This window comes from Psychrobacillus sp. BM2 (assembly GCF_048572895.1).
GTDB lineage: Bacteria > Bacillota > Bacilli > Bacillales_A > Planococcaceae > Psychrobacillus.
In genome coordinates, this window is sequence record NZ_CP183878.1 from 1,076,655 (window position 1) to 1,092,968 (window position 16,314).

General features: G+C 36.3%; 19 protein-coding genes. 14 read left to right on the forward strand and 5 right to left on the reverse strand.

Features of this window, described 5'->3' with window-relative positions:
- The first annotated feature begins 76 nt into the window (after positions 1–76).
- Complete coding sequence (locus ACN6MX_RS04725) at positions 77–1,468, forward strand: UDP-N-acetylmuramoyl-L-alanyl-D-glutamate--2,6-diaminopimelate ligase (protein ID WP_419961520.1); 1,392 nt, start codon at positions 77–79, stop codon at positions 1,466–1,468.
- On the opposite strand, the gene ACN6MX_RS04730 is transcribed toward ACN6MX_RS04725, so the two are convergent.
- Positions 1,417–1,914 carry a PaaI family thioesterase gene (locus ACN6MX_RS04730; RefSeq protein ID WP_419961521.1) on the reverse strand — a complete coding sequence of 166 codons (498 nt, stop codon included), beginning with the start codon at positions 1,912–1,914 and terminating at the stop codon, positions 1,417–1,419. The genes ACN6MX_RS04725 and ACN6MX_RS04730 overlap by 52 nt on opposite strands.
- A gap of 83 nt (positions 1,915–1,997) precedes the next feature.
- Between ACN6MX_RS04730 and ACN6MX_RS04735 the strand changes: the two genes are divergently transcribed.
- Positions 1,998–2,447 carry a YlbF family regulator gene (locus tag ACN6MX_RS04735; protein WP_419961522.1) on the forward strand — a complete coding sequence of 150 codons (450 nt, stop codon included), beginning with the start codon at positions 1,998–2,000 and terminating at the stop codon, positions 2,445–2,447.
- Between the two features lie 130 nt (positions 2,448–2,577).
- Here ACN6MX_RS04735 and ACN6MX_RS04740 read toward each other — a convergent pair whose 3' ends face one another.
- On the reverse strand, positions 2,578–3,480 hold the full coding sequence (locus ACN6MX_RS04740; protein WP_419961523.1) for a glycerophosphodiester phosphodiesterase: 903 nt from the start codon (positions 3,478–3,480) through the stop codon (positions 2,578–2,580).
- A 134-nt stretch (positions 3,481–3,614) separates the two neighbouring features.
- Between ACN6MX_RS04740 and ACN6MX_RS04745 the strand changes: the two genes are divergently transcribed.
- Positions 3,615–3,887 carry a YlbG family protein gene (locus ACN6MX_RS04745; protein WP_090562904.1) on the forward strand — a complete coding sequence of 91 codons (273 nt, stop codon included), beginning with the start codon at positions 3,615–3,617 and terminating at the stop codon, positions 3,885–3,887.
- A 6-nt stretch (positions 3,888–3,893) separates the two neighbouring features.
- On the opposite strand, the gene ACN6MX_RS04750 is transcribed toward ACN6MX_RS04745, so the two are convergent.
- Complete coding sequence (locus ACN6MX_RS04750; protein ID WP_419961524.1) at positions 3,894–4,280, reverse strand: DUF7147 family protein; 387 nt, start codon at positions 4,278–4,280, stop codon at positions 3,894–3,896.
- A 53-nt stretch (positions 4,281–4,333) separates the two neighbouring features.
- Here ACN6MX_RS04750 and ACN6MX_RS04755 point away from each other — a divergent pair, with 53 nt between their 5' ends.
- The 3 genes from ACN6MX_RS04755 to coaD are packed head-to-tail and all read left to right on the forward strand — an operon-like array spanning position 4,334 to position 6,821.
- On the forward strand, positions 4,334–5,752 hold the full coding sequence (locus tag ACN6MX_RS04755) for a hypothetical protein (protein ID WP_419961525.1): 1,419 nt from the start codon (positions 4,334–4,336) through the stop codon (positions 5,750–5,752).
- A 15-nt stretch (positions 5,753–5,767) separates the two neighbouring features.
- Positions 5,768–6,334, forward strand: coding sequence for a 16S rRNA (guanine(966)-N(2))-methyltransferase RsmD (gene rsmD / locus ACN6MX_RS04760; protein WP_419961526.1), 567 nt, complete (start codon positions 5,768–5,770; stop codon positions 6,332–6,334).
- A 1-nt stretch (position 6,335) separates the two neighbouring features.
- Positions 6,336–6,821, forward strand: a complete 486-nt coding sequence (gene coaD / locus ACN6MX_RS04765; protein WP_419961527.1) for a pantetheine-phosphate adenylyltransferase — start codon at positions 6,336–6,338, stop codon at positions 6,819–6,821.
- A 289-nt stretch (positions 6,822–7,110) separates the two neighbouring features.
- Here the strand turns inward: coaD and ACN6MX_RS04770 are convergent, their stop codons facing one another.
- On the reverse strand, positions 7,111–7,986 hold the full coding sequence (locus tag ACN6MX_RS04770) for a hypothetical protein (protein WP_419961528.1): 876 nt from the start codon (positions 7,984–7,986) through the stop codon (positions 7,111–7,113).
- 96 nt (positions 7,987–8,082) lie between these two features.
- On the opposite strand from ACN6MX_RS04770, the gene ACN6MX_RS04775 reads away from it, so the two are divergent.
- Entirely contained in the window at positions 8,083–9,129 is a 1,047-nt protein-coding gene (locus ACN6MX_RS04775) for a SepM family pheromone-processing serine protease (protein ID WP_419961529.1), read from the forward strand.
- Between the two features lies 1 nt (position 9,130).
- On the opposite strand, the gene ACN6MX_RS04780 is transcribed toward ACN6MX_RS04775, so the two are convergent.
- Entirely contained in the window at positions 9,131–10,348 is a 1,218-nt protein-coding gene (locus ACN6MX_RS04780) for a nucleotidyltransferase (protein ID WP_419962553.1), read from the reverse strand.
- A 124-nt stretch (positions 10,349–10,472) separates the two neighbouring features.
- Between ACN6MX_RS04780 and ACN6MX_RS04785 the strand changes: the two genes are divergently transcribed.
- The 7 genes from ACN6MX_RS04785 (at position 10,473) to ACN6MX_RS04815 (ending at position 15,781) form a co-directional block, all read left to right on the forward strand.
- Entirely contained in the window at positions 10,473–11,012 is a 540-nt protein-coding gene (locus tag ACN6MX_RS04785; RefSeq protein ID WP_419961530.1) for a YceD family protein, read from the forward strand.
- A gap of 24 nt (positions 11,013–11,036) precedes the next feature.
- Positions 11,037–11,210: a 50S ribosomal protein L32 gene (gene rpmF / locus ACN6MX_RS04790; RefSeq protein WP_090562877.1), complete on the forward strand. Its 174-nt coding sequence runs from the start codon at positions 11,037–11,039 to the stop codon at positions 11,208–11,210.
- A gap of 93 nt (positions 11,211–11,303) precedes the next feature.
- Complete coding sequence (locus ACN6MX_RS04795) at positions 11,304–12,065, forward strand: enoyl-CoA hydratase/isomerase family protein (RefSeq protein WP_419961531.1); 762 nt, start codon at positions 11,304–11,306, stop codon at positions 12,063–12,065.
- A 60-nt stretch (positions 12,066–12,125) separates the two neighbouring features.
- Positions 12,126–12,524 carry a transcriptional regulator gene (locus ACN6MX_RS04800; protein ID WP_419961532.1) on the forward strand — a complete coding sequence of 133 codons (399 nt, stop codon included), beginning with the start codon at positions 12,126–12,128 and terminating at the stop codon, positions 12,522–12,524.
- 129 nt (positions 12,525–12,653) lie between these two features.
- A complete protein-coding gene (locus ACN6MX_RS04805; RefSeq protein WP_419961533.1) occupies positions 12,654–14,015 on the forward strand; it encodes an acetyl-CoA carboxylase biotin carboxylase subunit in 1,362 nt (453 codons plus the stop codon).
- Positions 14,012–14,224: an acetyl-CoA carboxylase biotin carboxyl carrier protein subunit gene (locus tag ACN6MX_RS04810; RefSeq protein WP_419961534.1), complete on the forward strand. Its 213-nt coding sequence runs from the start codon at positions 14,012–14,014 to the stop codon at positions 14,222–14,224. Before ACN6MX_RS04805 ends, ACN6MX_RS04810 begins: the two co-directional genes overlap by 4 nt.
- 15 nt (positions 14,225–14,239) lie before the next feature.
- A complete protein-coding gene (locus ACN6MX_RS04815; RefSeq protein WP_419961535.1) occupies positions 14,240–15,781 on the forward strand; it encodes an acyl-CoA carboxylase subunit beta in 1,542 nt (513 codons plus the stop codon).
- The last annotated feature ends 533 nt before the right edge of the window (positions 15,782–16,314 follow it).

Consider the following 16,314-nt stretch of genomic DNA (forward strand, 5'->3'; position numbering starts at 1 on the left):
TGTTATTATTTATCCGTTAAATGAACTTTTAAAAGGATTAACATACAATGTAATCGGCGACTTTTCCACTAGTCAGATGAGCAAGATCGTAAATTTTTCAAAGCAGATAAAAGAAGGGGATATATTTATCTCCGAAACAAATAATCGCCACATTATAGATGAAGCGATTCATCTAGGGGCAATTGCGGTAATATCAGATGTTTTTATACCTGATTGTAGTGTTCCGCAGATAATAATTCCTTCAGATATGGAGCGATTAAAGGAGGAAATTGGTAAAAAAACCTATGAATTATATGGAAAAAAAGTGAAGACAGTAGCGATAACAGGAACAAATGGTAAAACGACAGTTTCTTTTTTCATAGGTCAATTACTCATGCAGCAAAGGAAATCAGTTTGCGTAATCGGGACATTAGGCGTTTTTATAAACGGAAAGCAGTTGGAACAAAATTTCCGTAGTAATACGACATTACCATTTTATGATTTTATACAAATTGTACATTATTGTTACGAGCATTCCGTTGAATACATCATTTTAGAAGCTTCTTCGCAAGGATTATTGGACAATCGGTTGGGGAACTATCCGATAGATATTGGTGTGTTTTTGAATATTGGAAAGGATCATCTCGAGTTTCATGGGGGGATGGTCCCATACAAAAAATCAAAAGAATTACTTGTACCATTATGTACCAAACTAGTAGTAAATGCCGATGATGAATGGTGTAGAACAGTCGCACAAAATTCTTTTTTACCTATTGTCAGCTTCGGTTTGGATATTCGTAATACGGTTGTCTTTCAACAGGAAAATGACAAAGAAGACGATATTACGTATAAATTTAAAGTGAAAAATGAAGAAATCGAAGTGCAGATGAGAAATAGTGGTTTTTATAATGGCATGAATCTTGCGGCTGCTCTTGCTTCTTTATGGGCTTTGAACATCCCAATTCAAAATGTAGAACCTCTTACGCTTCCAAACGGAAGATTTCAGCAAGTTGATAACAATAAAGGGATTAAAGTGCTTATCGACTACGCACATACACCAGATGCCTTGGAAGCTTGTCTTTCAACTATTAAAGCTTTTGCTAAAAATAATATATACGTTGTATTTGGATGCGGAGGAAATAGGGATAAGAAAAAACGAAATGAGATGGGAAAGGTTGCTATATCTTTTGCCACACAAGCTATAATCACCTCGGATAATCCAAGAAATGAAAACCCAGCAGATATCATTAAAGAGATTGTAAGAGGATTGGACAACAACAAGTTTCGAATAGAACCCGATCGAAAACAGGCTATTATTTCTGCACTACAAATGGCGGAAGCAGGAGATATCGTGCTAATAGCAGGAAAGGGACATGAGCAAGAGCAAATCTTACATGACCTTGTTGTCCCTTTTTCTGATCGTGATGTAGTCAATGCTTATTTTGAAGAAGAAGGCGGATTAATCACAAAGAATGATCCTGTAGCATAGGCTATTTTTTTTCCGTCAGGTTGTGTTACGGTGCATTCCATCACTATTGTTTGACGACCTTTATGTAAGTATTTAGCTGTTGCAATCAACGTTTTTTCCGTTGAAGATTTAACATAATGAATTGTCATATTTGTTGTAACTGCGCCTTTGCCTTCGGGGTGCAGATCTTTATTTATTAAAAATCCCATTGCATTATCAGAAAGTGTGGCGATAATCCCACCGTGAGGCATATTAAAACTATTATATGCGATTGGAGTTATTGGCATTGTGACGATACACTGATCTTGGTCAAACTCAGTATCCATTTGGAATACAGCATTTAAGTATGTAGGTACCTTGTTTTGTTGTTTTTGTTGAATCGCATTTAGAAAATCATTTACTAAGTTTAGTTCTTGTTCAGATGCTTGTGCTGTCACTGTTTCAAATAAATTTTGTAGTTTATTCATTATTTTCTCCTAACAATAAGTTAATAGTTTGGCATTTATTTTTACTTTTCTGGTATGATTAACTCAGATTGGAGGTTAATCAAATGATAATGACAAACGAATGGGTCGATATAATGGACCAATCGGATATATTATGTACTATGATTCTTTCCTCTGAACAATTTTACCAATACTTAGATGCACATCGTGCTGTATATACAGATACATCTTTAGTGAGTGAAGTTAATAGTTTCACTAGGCTAAAGGAGCAATACGAAGAGGTTCAACGTTTCGGGAAATACCATCCTGATTATTCGAAGGTTATGAAAGATATTCGAGTAACTAAACGAAAATTGGATATGGTAGATGCAGTGGCGCACTTGAAGGTCGCTGAGAACGAATTGCAGGACTTACTCGACGAAGTGAGTTTGTTAATTGGTAAATCTGTTTCAGAAGGTGTTAAAGTTCCTGTTAGTAACCCGTTTTTTGCTTCCGCTAGTTCTAGCTGTGGAAGTGGATGCGGTACTGGTGGATCTTGTTCTTGTTCTGCCTAAAGTTAAAATGATTGGATGTGTGCAAAAACTGCACACATCTTTTTTTAGTATAAGTATAAAACTTTCCGTTCCATACGCATTGTGATCTAAGTACTTGATAATACTGTTTCTGCTTTTAACTATTTAGTTATTAATCTAACTTTAGTACTTCCATCGCTAAATCCGGTCGATCTGTAATTATACCTTTTGCACCATTGCTAATAAGTTTTTTCATCGTCGCTGGGTCATCGATTGTCCAATAGTGAACAGGGATATTTAATGAATTTAAAAACTTTATAAACCCTGGATTATCAAGCGGGAATACATTTGATCTTACGGGAATCTGAAAAACATCTGCCTTTGGATGATATAGATGTCTAAATTGACTCGTATATGCCGTATACGCTTTTTTTACTTCCTTTTCACTTGCACCTAGTGCAACAGAATTTTGTGCGTATAAGTTAAAACGATCAAGTTGATCATCATAAAAACTAGCAACAACTACTCGATCAAATGCTTGATGCTCCTCTAAAATTTTCCAAAGTTTAGAAGGCATTAAACTGCCTTCATAAGTTTGAGGTGCATCCTTCATATCCATGTTGATAAGCATCTGCGGATATGAATTTAGTAATTCCCCTAAAGTAATAATCTGTTCTCCACAGTTTTTATAGGACGGAGCTCCTTCTACATCCAAAAAATGATATCCAAGGTCTGCTTCTTTTAATTCCGCTAATGTATAGTCGGATACCTTACCAGTAAAGTTAGTAACTCTGTTTAGCTCTTCATCATGAAATACTATTATCTCTTCATCTTTTGTAAGTCTTATATCGATTTCAAAACCATGGACCCCAAGTTTAGCTGCCTGCTCGAATGCCGAAGGAGAACATTCTGGAGCAAGTGCTGAGCCTCCGCGATGAGCAAGTATAATAGGTTGTTCGTATTCCAATGCTTTTTTAGTCGGTCGACTTTGCGGTTTGGAAAGTGCTTTAGTACTAGCCCACGCTGCACCTGCTGCGGCTGCAAGTGCAAAAGCGACATTTGACTTCTTACCCATAAATCAATTCCTCCTTATTGGCGTAAAATGTATTTTCTTATTATAGCCAAAGTACACAAAACTGTCAGCTAGTTGTTGTTGCTATCAAATTCCTCCATATGTTATTCTTGAGAGTAAGAAATGAGGGGAAAAGTATGACAGAAAGACAAGGACTAATTGTCTATGTGCATCATTTAAAACAAGCTAAATCCTTGCGGAAATTTGGTCACGTTCATTATATTTCCAAAAGACAAAAATATGTCGTCTTATATTGTGATCAAGATCAAATCGACGCTGCTAAGCAAAAGATGAACAAGTTGCCTTATGTCAAGGAAATTTTAGAGTCCTATAGACCATTTTTGAAAACTGAATTTGAAAATAGTAAACCAGATAAAGCAAAAGAATACGATTATAAAATTGGATTATAACTAGGCCTATTGTAGCGGTGGTATTAAATTATTTAAACGTAAAATACCAATTATATACTGATAATATAAATTTACATCCACATAGACGGAAGAATGTTTTATGTCGACTTTAATAGGCTGGATTGCTAACTCGTCTAAAGTTTCTTTAAATATTGCGAGTCTTTTTGGTTCGTTTTGGGCTTCAACTATACCTTCTCGACATATATATATGGGAAAAAAATTTGCAGTATTTACTGGTTTGAGTGCGATTGCGATGGAAAAGTAGGTTATATTTTCTTTAATGGAAGAAAAAATAAATGCTTGGTGTATACGTTCTTTGTTTACTTTTGCAAGTTCACATAGTTCGTAAATATCACCATAACCTTCGCCTAGTTCTATAAAACGTTGAATCAATTGAAAACACTTCCTTTCTCATATATCTTACCACTTTGTTGGAGGACAATTCTATGAAATTTGTTTTAAGTTTTTTAAGTCTATTCCTTATTGTTACTAATAGTGTTTTACTTTTGTTTCAATATGATGCATACTCTTCTGGATTAGAAGAGGAGGGACAAGTATTCTTTTATGAACAAGAAGTGGAAATGAAAGTAAAGAAGGATAAGATAGTTATTAAACAACATTTTAACGATATGCCAAAGGAAGAAGTTACTGTATCATGGCCGATTATCAGTGAGAATAGAAACTGTGATCTGGATACTAGTGAAAGCTGCAACCGTCTAGCTGAAGATATGATGACGTTTAAAGCAGGAGAGAATTCTAAACAGAGTATTTCCTTTGAAATACCTTTAGTTGATGGTTTAATAGATGGTCAATTAATACAAAATTTCCTAGTTAAATTGGAAACTGGAGGTGTCTCGCTTACTACACTTCATATTACGGATGAAGTGAAAAGAGGAGGCATGTGGGTAACTGGATTACCTCTAATTGGTAAAACTTCACTTGAGTTAATCGATTATACACTTTCTCTTGGTGCCGGAGATGTTCAAGAATTATATTGGCAGCAAGAAGTATTACCAATTCAATATGAAGATGATTACTTCACTATATATGCTTCTAACACTTTGCCAGATGAAGTTACTAATTTGCTTGGTGAGTTAAATTTTACTAATAACGAACATTTAGCTATACTTTTTGGGACTAATAAGCATAATATAGATGCTTCTCGTATCGCGTTTATTCAACATGAGGATATTGCTTCTATACAACAGGAGCTAATTACCAAGAATATACAAGCAAAGTATGGATTATCTCAAGATGAGCAGATGATAACAGAGGTTTTAAGTAGCTTTTTGTTAGATATACCAGTCGGTTCAGAGAAGTCCATCTGGATGTATGAAACGGTGAATAATTATTTAACATCTGAACAACGAGTAGAGTTTCAAACAGCATTACTAAACAATAAACAAACAACTGCAGCAAAATTTGATAAGATATTGACAGATATCATCGATTTAAAAACATCCTTCTTCGTGTTGAATGAACAAGCAGGGGCGGAAAATTTTCCATTATTATTTGAAGATTATAGACCTGTATATATCAATGAGCAACAGCATGAAGAAATGAAAGTTCTATTCAAGAATGGTAAGGTTTTATATGCAGCAGAACCATTATTAACTACTTTAGGGTATACACTTAATGATACAGATAAAGGCCTATATGTTCAAAATGCAACGAGAGCATTTCGCTTTCCAATTCAAGAGCCATTCTATGTATTAAATGAAAAAAGATATGATGCGTTATCAGAACCATTTGAAGTTATTGGATCACAATTATATATTGAAGAAGCGTGGATGATACGTTTGTTTTTATTGAATATCGAAAAACAAGATAATCGTATTAATATTACACAGTCCTCACTATTTTAGGATCGGAGTGTAGTTATGAGAGTTATATCAGGTTCGAAAAAAGGACTGCCATTAAAAGCAGTCCCGGGGATGAATACAAGACCTACAACAGATAAAGTAAAAGAGTCCATCTTTAACATGATTGGCCCATACTTTGATGGTGGAATTGCCGTGGATTTGTTTGCAGGCAGTGGTAATTTAGGAATCGAGTCCTTGAGCAGAGGTGTTGATAGATGTATCTTTATCGAAAAAGACCCTAAGGCTGTACAGACGATTAAAGATAATTTAACGAAGTGTCGTCTAGAGGACTCAAGTGAAATTTTCAAAGCTGATGCGACAAGAGCAGTGAAAGCTTTTGAGAAAAGAGAGCTTAAAATTGACCTATTATTTGTGGATCCTCCATATAACAAATTAGTGTATTATGAACTAGTTCAATCCTTAGTAGAAAAAGGATGTATGAGTGATACTGCGATTATTGTTTGTGAACACGAGAAAAATGTCACACTTGAAAAATCCTATGGTGACTTTGAATTAGTTAAAAAAGAGATATATGGCGGTACGGTTATCTCTATTTATCGTTGCCTTAAAGAAGAGGGGAATTAAATTGGGAAAAATAGCTGTAGTACCAGGTACTTTTGATCCGATAACTAATGGTCATCTAGATATTATTAATCGAGGGGCATCCATTTTTGGAGAGGTTTTTGTCGTTGTTTTGAATAACTCTTCGAAAAATCCACTTTTCTCTGTTGAGGAAAGAATGCAATTGATCATAGATGCGACTTCACATTTACCAAATGTCAAGGTTCAAACTTTTTCAGGTTTATTGATAGATTATGCGGAAAGTGTTAATGCCAGTGTTATTATTCGTGGTTTACGTGCCGTTTCGGATTTCGAGTATGAAATGCAAATCACGTCTATGAACCGGGTACTTAATGATCAAATTGAAACATTTTTTATCATGACCAAAAACCAATACTCTTTCCTTAGTTCAAGTATCGTCAAAGAAGTAGCAAGGTATGGTGGGAAAATAGAGGAACTTGTGCCATCTCATGTGGAAATAGCATTAAAAGAAAAATATAATACATACTAACCTACCAGAACCTCGTCATTTACGCGAGGTTCTATTTTGTTCTGCTTAATGGAGAATTGAATAACCATTGCTAATCCACCTGCATTTGCACTGTCTGCGAAGAATAAGACAGCAGCCTGTTATAAAATGTTTCTATGGATATAGAAAATATTTACTTACATTGGTGGGCAAGTTACTTGCGTTAAATTAGAATATACTTGCTCTACAAATTCATTTACTTATGATCAAGGTCAATTTACTTGCGAAAAGGAAAACCCATCAATTTCCACGTCCTCTCTTTCTATTGAAACTATAGGAAGAATAATATTGGAATGATAAGCATACTAAGAAAGCGGAAAAGAATATATTTACGAATAGGAATATTTGCTTTCTGAGCAAGTACAATTATTTGCATATGAATACTTATGCCACTGAAAGCAATAATAAGAGCAACAACAAATGGTAAAAACGTGGAGCCTGTTAACATTTCCCCGGCTAAGCTAATCCCACCAGTCATTTCGAATATAGATGCTACAAAAACAAGCAGGATAGGTGAGATGTTAGGTAGAATTTCTTTGATGGATTCAAACACGATAAAACTAACTGTAGTAAAAAATATGACTGTAGTACCAATTAGCAATAATATTTGATAGGTCTCTTTAATACTTTCCTGAAACGGTGAATCTGAAGTCTTTTGAACATGTATATTTTCATGGATAGGTGGAGATAAAATGATAAATACCAATAAAAACACTAAGTTCACTGCATGAATAATAAGTAAAAGTTTAATACCGGCAATTTCAGCGTGGAAGATCTCAATGCCTACAAATCCTATAACAAACATTGGACTGGGGGCATGGCATATTGCAAGCAACCAACTGGCGTTACCCTTATTTAAAGTGCCTATATCCTTTAAAGAGGCTATAACAGCAGCCCCACTTGGAAACCCACCTATAGCACTTAGTAAATAGACATTAAAATACATTTTAAATTTATTCGTCGTATTTAAGAACGAGTTTTGAGAACGTATAAACAGCTGTGTTATTACTAAATAAGGTAGTAAATAAGGTAATAGAGCAGTTGTGAAAATCCTCATTCCTTCTACTGCACCTTTATGTGCAATGCCGGGCTGCAAAAATAATAGGATAATAAGTGCCCAGCTTCCAATCGTTATTAGTCTATGCATGTAAAATTCATCCTTTGTTCACATATATTTTGTCAGAAAAAAAGGGAAGTGATAAACTAATATTCAAATGTGTTATAGAAAGAGAGGGATATTTTGATGAAGAAGAGAAATCCTATAATCCTTCTTTTCATAGTAGTGATAGTTTTGGCGTTAGGTTTCTATCCAATGGAATCTTATATTTCGAAACCAGGCGGTGCTTACGAATTGGATCCGTTTGTTGAAGTCGATGGTGGGGATCAGGATGATGAAGGTACATTGAGTCTCCTTACGATTGCCCTAGCAAAAGCTACGCCGCTCACATACGCCTATGCTAAAATTACAGATAGTCAAAAAATTTACAAAGCAAATGAAATTCGTCAGGAAGATGAAGATGAAGAAGAATATAATGTTCGTCAATTAAAGCTTATGTCTAATTCTCAATTTAATGCTATTTCAGTTGCATTTAATAGGGCAAATAAGCCTTACACTATATCAAATAACGGAATATTTATTTTTAATGTGGTGGATGGGAGTGCGGCTGATGGAATATTAAAGGCTGGCGATAAAATTTTACAAATGGATGATATCGATGATCTGACTGAAGAGTCTATTAGAACCTATCTAGCTGACAAAGTAGAGGGGGATGTTATCCGTTTAAAGGTTGAGCGTGATGGGGAACAGGTGGATAAAGAAGTATCCCTTAAAACAATCCCTGGAGTGCTTGAAAAGCCCGGAATCGGTATTAGCTACACTGCAGACAAAAAAGTTGAAACTACTCCAGAAGTGCATATTAACTCCGAAGATATTGGAGGACCGTCAGCGGGGCTTATGTTCACTTTAGAAATCTTGAATCAGTTATTACCAGAAGATATAACCAAGGGCTATAAGATAGCAGGAACGGGTGAAATGGGGCCAGATGGAACAGTTGGTAGAATTGGTGGAATAGATTTAAAAGTAATAGCTGCGGACAATAAAGACATAGAAATAATGTTTGCTCCTGACGATGAAATTGATCCTGCTATTTTGGCAAATAATCCTGGACTAACGTCTAATTATGAAGAAGCCTTAAAATCTGCAAGAAAAATAGGTACGAAAATGAAAATCGTACCTGTGAAAACCATTGATGATGCTCTTGCTTATTTAGATCAATTAGAGCCCAAATAAGCTATTCTTGAATAATTGGAGCAATACGAAAATCACTGCCAACCATGCTTTGACCATACGAAGACTGCAACCCTAAGTAATATAGGTCGGCAGCTTTAATATCTAACTGTAATTGTTTATCATTTTTACTTGCGGCTACTCTGCTTATCAGTGGGAGCTGCAAGTCTTTTTTTATACTTTGTAAATATGCCTGTCCCTTCTTGTTCATTGCTAAAGGTCTAATATAAGTAGGGTAATGAATGTCGCGTAATTGGTTCCAAGTAAAATCGGTATAAATATGTGTTAGCATTCGTTGAATCCTTGTCCACGTAAAGCGCTTTGATTTTATTTGTTGCATAAACAATTCGAAGCTAGAGTGTGTCATTGCCGCTTTCCAAATGGCATTTTCCATTCCCTCGGTGATCTCTGCAATTTGAGACAATTTTTCCTTGGATGAGCGCAGTATAAGTAATCTTAGTGTCGGATAAAACTGTTCCCAGCTACCGAAAGAATAGTTGGTATTTTCCCAATCCTTTAGTCCTTCTATGCTAGTACTTGGCATATATTTATTTACCTCTGAAAGTTTATGGCTTTCAAAAAGTAATTTCCGAATACCGGTAGCACTAGCTATCGTTTCAGTGTTGCTAGCATCATCATGATAATTAGCGACGACTCGCCTGATTGTCTCTGGTTGTATATCGCTATTTAAAAGGTTCGCTGCCTGTATGTAATGATAACCTAATATATTATTTGGTTTGGATAGATCTACTAATGGGACGGTAGTGGCTTTTGAAATTTCATTGTACGCTTCATTTAATGCTTTAGGATAACTGATGCCTTTTTTTATATAATTTGCAATGGCCGTATTATATTCGTCTTTTTTGGCTGATAATAGATTATATGTTTGTTGAAATGCTTCTAATGATCCTTCTTCGCTTCCGAAACAAAATGAATGGCATTTTAAAGCATCTAATAAAAAAATAGCACCTTTTGCAAAATCACTTGCTTGGGCTGTAGCAAATGCATAGGGAAGTTCAATTACTAAGTCAACACCCGCAGCAATGGCCATTTTTGCACGAGTCCATTTATCAACAAGCGCTGGTTCCCCACGTTGTAGAAAATCGCCAGACATGACAGCAATGACGATATCGCTATTCGTTTTTATACGAGTTTGCTGTAAGTGGTGCAAATGACCGTTATGAAATGGATTATATTCTACAACAATTCCAGTTGCTTTCATCTTCAAATCAAATCCTTTCCTTAATGCAAGTATAATGTTAAAATAATGTAGTGACAAGAAATTATCTTGACATCTAAAATCAGTCATTATATAATCAACTTTGTTGTCTTGAGGTGATAATCGTATGAAATGGGCAATTCATCAGCTATCTAAATATCGTGAGAACGGACTAACTTTAGATGAATTCGTGGAACTCGAAGACGTGAAGAAGCGGAACCAGGACGTTCGAAGGATTTCACCCGTTCACGTAAAAGGGCACTGTACATTTGGTGCAGCGCAAATGACTTGTCACTTTCAGCTTTCAGGAACTCTTATTTTACCATGTGCACGCACATGGGAAGATGTAGAATTTCCGTTTGAGATTGAATCTGTTGAAATCTTCAACTGGTCTGAAACAGCACTCGCTTCTGCAAGAGCGTATGATAATTTTCATGTTGTAGAAGGTGATGTTATAAACGTAGACCCAGTTCTAGAAGAATTAATTCTTCTGGAAATTCCAATGCAAGTGTATAAAGACGGTGCAGACCAATTTAAACATGACGGTGGAAATGGTTGGAGCTATACAACAGACGAAGAACTTAAAGAAATGCAGGAAGATGAACAACCAAAAGTAGATCCAAGACTTGCTGATTTAGCTAAGTATTTTGATCAAACAGACGAATAATAGATCTGTAAGGAGGTGCCACCTATGGCAGTACCAGCTAGAAGAACTTCTAAAACTGTAAAAAGAAAGCGTCGTACACATTTTAAATTATCCGTACCTGGTATGGTTGCTTGTTCAAATTGTGGTGAAATGAAATTGGCTCACCGTATTTGTAAATCTTGCGGTCAATACAAAGGGAAAGAAGTATTGAGCAAATAATACAGTATTTGTTCCTTAAAAGACTACCAAAGAGACCATGGCTCTTTGGTAGTCTTTTTCTCTATATACATTTTCTTAAAGGGGTGCATGGAAATGGCTTATACATTAGTACAAAGAGAAGAAATAATCATATTGGAAATAGATAGACCTGCAATACATAATGCGATAAACTGGGAAGTTTTAGAGGGTTTTAAAGAGTTAGTACATACAGTAAAAAATGATAGTTCTATCAAGCTAGCAGTAATTACAGGAGCAGGAGATAAGTCTTTTTGTTCGGGTGGTGATTTATCTGTTCTACATAAGTTGAAAACAGAGCAAGAATCGTATGAGATGTTAAGTGACACAGCGACAATTTTATATGATGTTGCGACACTAACCATTCCAACTTTAGCATTAGTTAATGGTACCGCTGTAGGTGGAGGTTGTGAGATTGCTACTTTATGCGATTATCGTTTAGTAAAAAAAGATGCAAGATGTGGATTCATACAAGGAAAGTTGGCAATTACTTCTGGATGGGGTGGAGGAACCTATCTGTGGGAAAAAGGGTTGAGACAAGATCATACCCTACAAATGCTAACAGAAGCAGTGCCCTATTCATCTGATAAGCTTCAGGCAATTGGATGGGCAACCGAAGTTTTTGAAGGAAACAAATATAATGCACTAGAGGAATTTACACAAAAAATGATTATGCCACATGATACTGTTTTAAAAGCGTATAAAATGCAATTAATTCGAAAATGGCAGCAGACCAAATTATTCGAACGAATTATAGAAGAGGTTAGAACTTGTTCCGTATTATGGGCGCAAGAAGCACATCATCAAGCGGTCGATTCATTTTTATCTAAAAAGAAATAATATGAGAGTCTATTTGTACCTACTTTGCATATATTAATAAAAAAGCAAAGGGTGATCCAGATGAATGTGAAATTGAGAAAAGATAGTTGGACTGAGGAAGAAGATAATCTTCTAAAAGAAATAATTTTGAATAAAATTAATGACGGTCACACGCAAATTTCTGGTTTTCAGGAAGCGAGTGTATTACTGGGTAGATCCAAACAGGCTTGTGCATTCCGATGGAACAAAAATCTACGCCCGCAAATTATGAAAAAAGAACAAAAACCGACCTCTTATTCTACTAAGGAAATAGCGGATTCTTCTTCTCTTCAGAACCATTTGCAACTGGCAATGGAAAGTTATGATGAGATGAGGCATTCTTACGACGAAATTTCCAGTGCATATAATTTGTTGAAAAATGATTATGAACAGCTATTGAACTGGGTCAAACAAGGCATAACACATATTGAACGCAAGTAAAAGAAGCCTTTTCATAGGGCTTCTTTTCTTGTATAAGATATAATATCCAAGAATTTAGTTGTAATCGCTTTCATAATTCGTATAGACTAATAGAGATGGGGTAAATATTCAAATCGAGGGGGAATTATTTTGAAGAAAGTTTTAATCGCAAATAGGGGAGAAATAGCAAGACGTATTATTAAAACATGTAAGAGATTAAATATTGAAACAGTGGCAATCTATTCCGAAGCAGACAAAGATCTGCCTTATGTAAAAGAGGCTGATTATTCTTTTTTTATAGGCCCTAGTCAAGTTCAACAATCCTACTTAAAGGCAGATGATATTATTGCACTAGCGAAAAGGGAAAAAGTTGATGCTATTCATCCGGGATATGGTTTTTTATCGGAAAATGCTGAATTTGCCCGTAAGGCAGAGGAGGAAGGAATTATCTTTATCGGTCCAAGGCCGGAAACTATAGAAAAAATGGGAGATAAAATCGGCTCAAGAATTACGATGATTAATGCAAACGTTCCGGTTGTTCCAGGAACGGAAGAAGGACTTGCTTCTGTAGAAGATGCAAAAGTAGCCGCTACCTCAATTGGATATCCAATCATGCTTAAAGCAACTGCTGGCGGCGGTGGTATAGGAATGATTCGCTGTGATGACGAAGCGACCCTTGTTAAAAATTTTGAGTCGATCAAAACACGAGCGAAGTCCTATTTTGGTAGCGATGTAGTTTTTCTTGAGAAATTCATTGATTCTTCTAGACATATTGAAGTACAAATTTTTGGAGATAATCATGGAAATATCGTGCATTTATTCGAAAGAAATTGTTCGGTTCAGCGTAGAAACCAAAAAGTTATGGAAGAGGCACCTTCTCCAAATTTCCCTCAGGAAGCTAGGGAAAAATTATGGGAGGCTGCTGTAAATGCAGCGAAAGCAGTGAATTATATTAATGCGGGGACAGTTGAATTTATCGTGGATCATAATCATCAGTTTTATTTCTTAGAGATGAACACTAGATTGCAAGTGGAGCATCCAATTACGGAAGCAATCACGGGGTTCGATTTAGTGGAATGGCAGTTAAAAGTTGCTGCAGGGGAAGAACTACCTATAACAGATCAGTCTTTGATAAAATCTAATGGACATGCTATAGAATTTAGAATATATGCAGAGGATCCTAAAACATTTTTCCCATCTCCTGGAACAATCACTTCGCAAAGCTTTGAAACAGAAGAGGAGATCCGAATAGATGCGGGTTACGGGGAAGGCGATAAAGTCACGCCCTTCTATGATCCGATGATTTCTAAAGTGATTGTCCATGCAGAAAATAGAAAATTAGCGATAGAGTCTGCGCAAAAAGTGTTTTCTTCTGCTAAAATAGAAGGTGTGAAAACAAATATTCCACTATTCCATCAGTTTTTGGAAGATGAGAGTTTTACAAGTGGTGAGTATTCAACATCCGTTTTAGGGGAATGGATGAACAAACAAAGGGAGGAAGTTTCAAAATGAAAAATTTAGAATCGACTATGGCAGGAACAGTATTTACGGTAAATGTAGCAGTTGGAGAAGAAGTGTCAGCTGGACAGGTAGTAATGGTATTGGAATCCATGAAAATGGAGATTCCAATGGAAGCGGAAACAGCGGGTAAAATTGCAACAATTAATGCCAAAGAAGGCGACTTCGTAAACGAAGGCGATGTTTTAGTAACGTTTGAATAAAGGGGGCTTTACAACGTGGGAGAAACAAAAGGGTATAATGATAGATTAGAAGAAAAGCTGGCTTCCGTTTACTCTGGGGGACAGGCAAAATATCATGACAAAATGAAAGAGCAAAATAAATTATTTGTACGTGATCGGTTAGTGTTACTTTTCGATGATGGAGAATATATCGAGGATGGTCGCTTTGCGAATATTGAAGCAGGGGATCTGCCGGCAGATGGTGTTGTAACTGCTACAGGTAAAGTTAATGGACAAACTGTTTGTGTCATGGCAAATGATTCCACTGTAAAAGCTGGATCATGGGGATCACGTACCGTTGAAAAAATTATTCGTATTCAAGAAATAGCTGAAAAAAATAGAGTACCAATGTTGTACCTTGTAGACTCGGCTGGTGCGCGTATTACCGATCAACTAGATATGTTTCCAAATCGACGAGGAGCAGGAAGAATATTTCATAACCAAGTAAGACTTTCAGGCTTTATACCTCAAATATGCCTGTTATTTGGCCCTTCTGCTGCAGGGGGAGCTTATATTCCTGCTTTTTGTGACGTTGTCTTTATGGTTGAAGGTAATGCTTCAATGTATTTAGGTTCCCCGCGAATGGCCGAAAAAGTTATCGGTGAAAAGGTAACACTGGAAGAGATGGGTGGAGCTCGTATGCACTGTACGGTCAGTGGTGTAGGGGATGTACTTGTTTCTACGGAAGAAGAGGCAATTTCAGAGGCTAAGCGCTACTTAAGCTTTTTCCCATCGAACTATACAGAAAAACCTAAACAAGTGGAACCGAAGGCTGTTAAAGAAGGAAGAACACTTGAAGAAATCATTCCAGAAAATCAAAATGCACCGTTTGATATGTACGAAGCTATTGATGCGATTATCGATGAAGGAACCTTCTTTGATGTGAAGAAGCTGTTCGCTCCTGAGTTAATTACAGGATTAGCACGAATTGATGGTCGTGCTGTGGGAATTATTGCTAATCAGCCTAAAGCTAAAGGCGGAGTGCTCTTCGTAGATTCTGCTGATAAGGCAACAAAATTCATCTCACTATGTGATGCATTTTCTATTCCTCTATTATTCTTAGCAGATGTTCCAGGATTTATGATTGGAACGAAAGTAGAACGTGCAGGAATTATTAGACATGGTGCGAAGCTGATTGCAGCGATGAGTTCTGCAACAGTTCCTAAAATATCTGTTATTGTGCGTAAAGCATATGGAGCTGGTTTATATGCAATGGCTGGTCCTGCGTTTGAGCCAGATGTGTGCATTGCCCTTCCTACAGCACAAATTGCTGTAATGGGTCCAGAAGCAGCAGTTAATGCTGTATATTCAAACAAAATCGAAGCAATCGAAGATCCAAAAGAACGTTTGAAATTCGTTCAAGAAAAGCATGCGGAGTATAAAGAGGAAATTGATATTTACAAACTTGCTTCTGAAATGATCATCGATGAGATTGTAGCGCCAAGTAATCTGCGCTCTGAGCTTGCAAATCGTCTGCGATTTTATGAAGATAAACAAATAGTAAATGCACCTCGAAAACATCCAGTGCTTCCTGTATAATATTGTTCATGCTAAGGTCTACCTCAGAGGTAGGCCTTTTTTAAAAGGCAATAAGTATAAAAAAAAGTACCGTGTACATTACTGGAATCATGATACTTAAAAAAATGGATAATTCTGCTGATTTTCGTTTCAGGTGGTTACAAAGGAACGAAGACTAAAAGCGCCACCACGCGATCGCAACGCCTTCGTGACCAACATCCTGTTGACCTCCGTAGCTCAGTACAATACTGGTCGCGAATTGTCGACACACGATACAAGGTACTTACCTTAGTCCCGAATTAACGCTGCCTGTGGGGTCTTTACTTTCTCACTTATCCCTTTGGAGTCGCCACCTTCCACTGCAATTAATGAAGGAAGTAGTGCTCAACAAGAAGATTTAGTAAAGCTTATCGCTTAGCTAATAAGATTAGGTCCAGTTAATGTAGGGATAAAATGATTTGTAATCGCTGATGAAGTAGAAATACTGTTATGCAATGATAGATGGTGGCAGACAATTTTCCTTTTACTAGTGGAAATAAAGAAAAATAGATAGT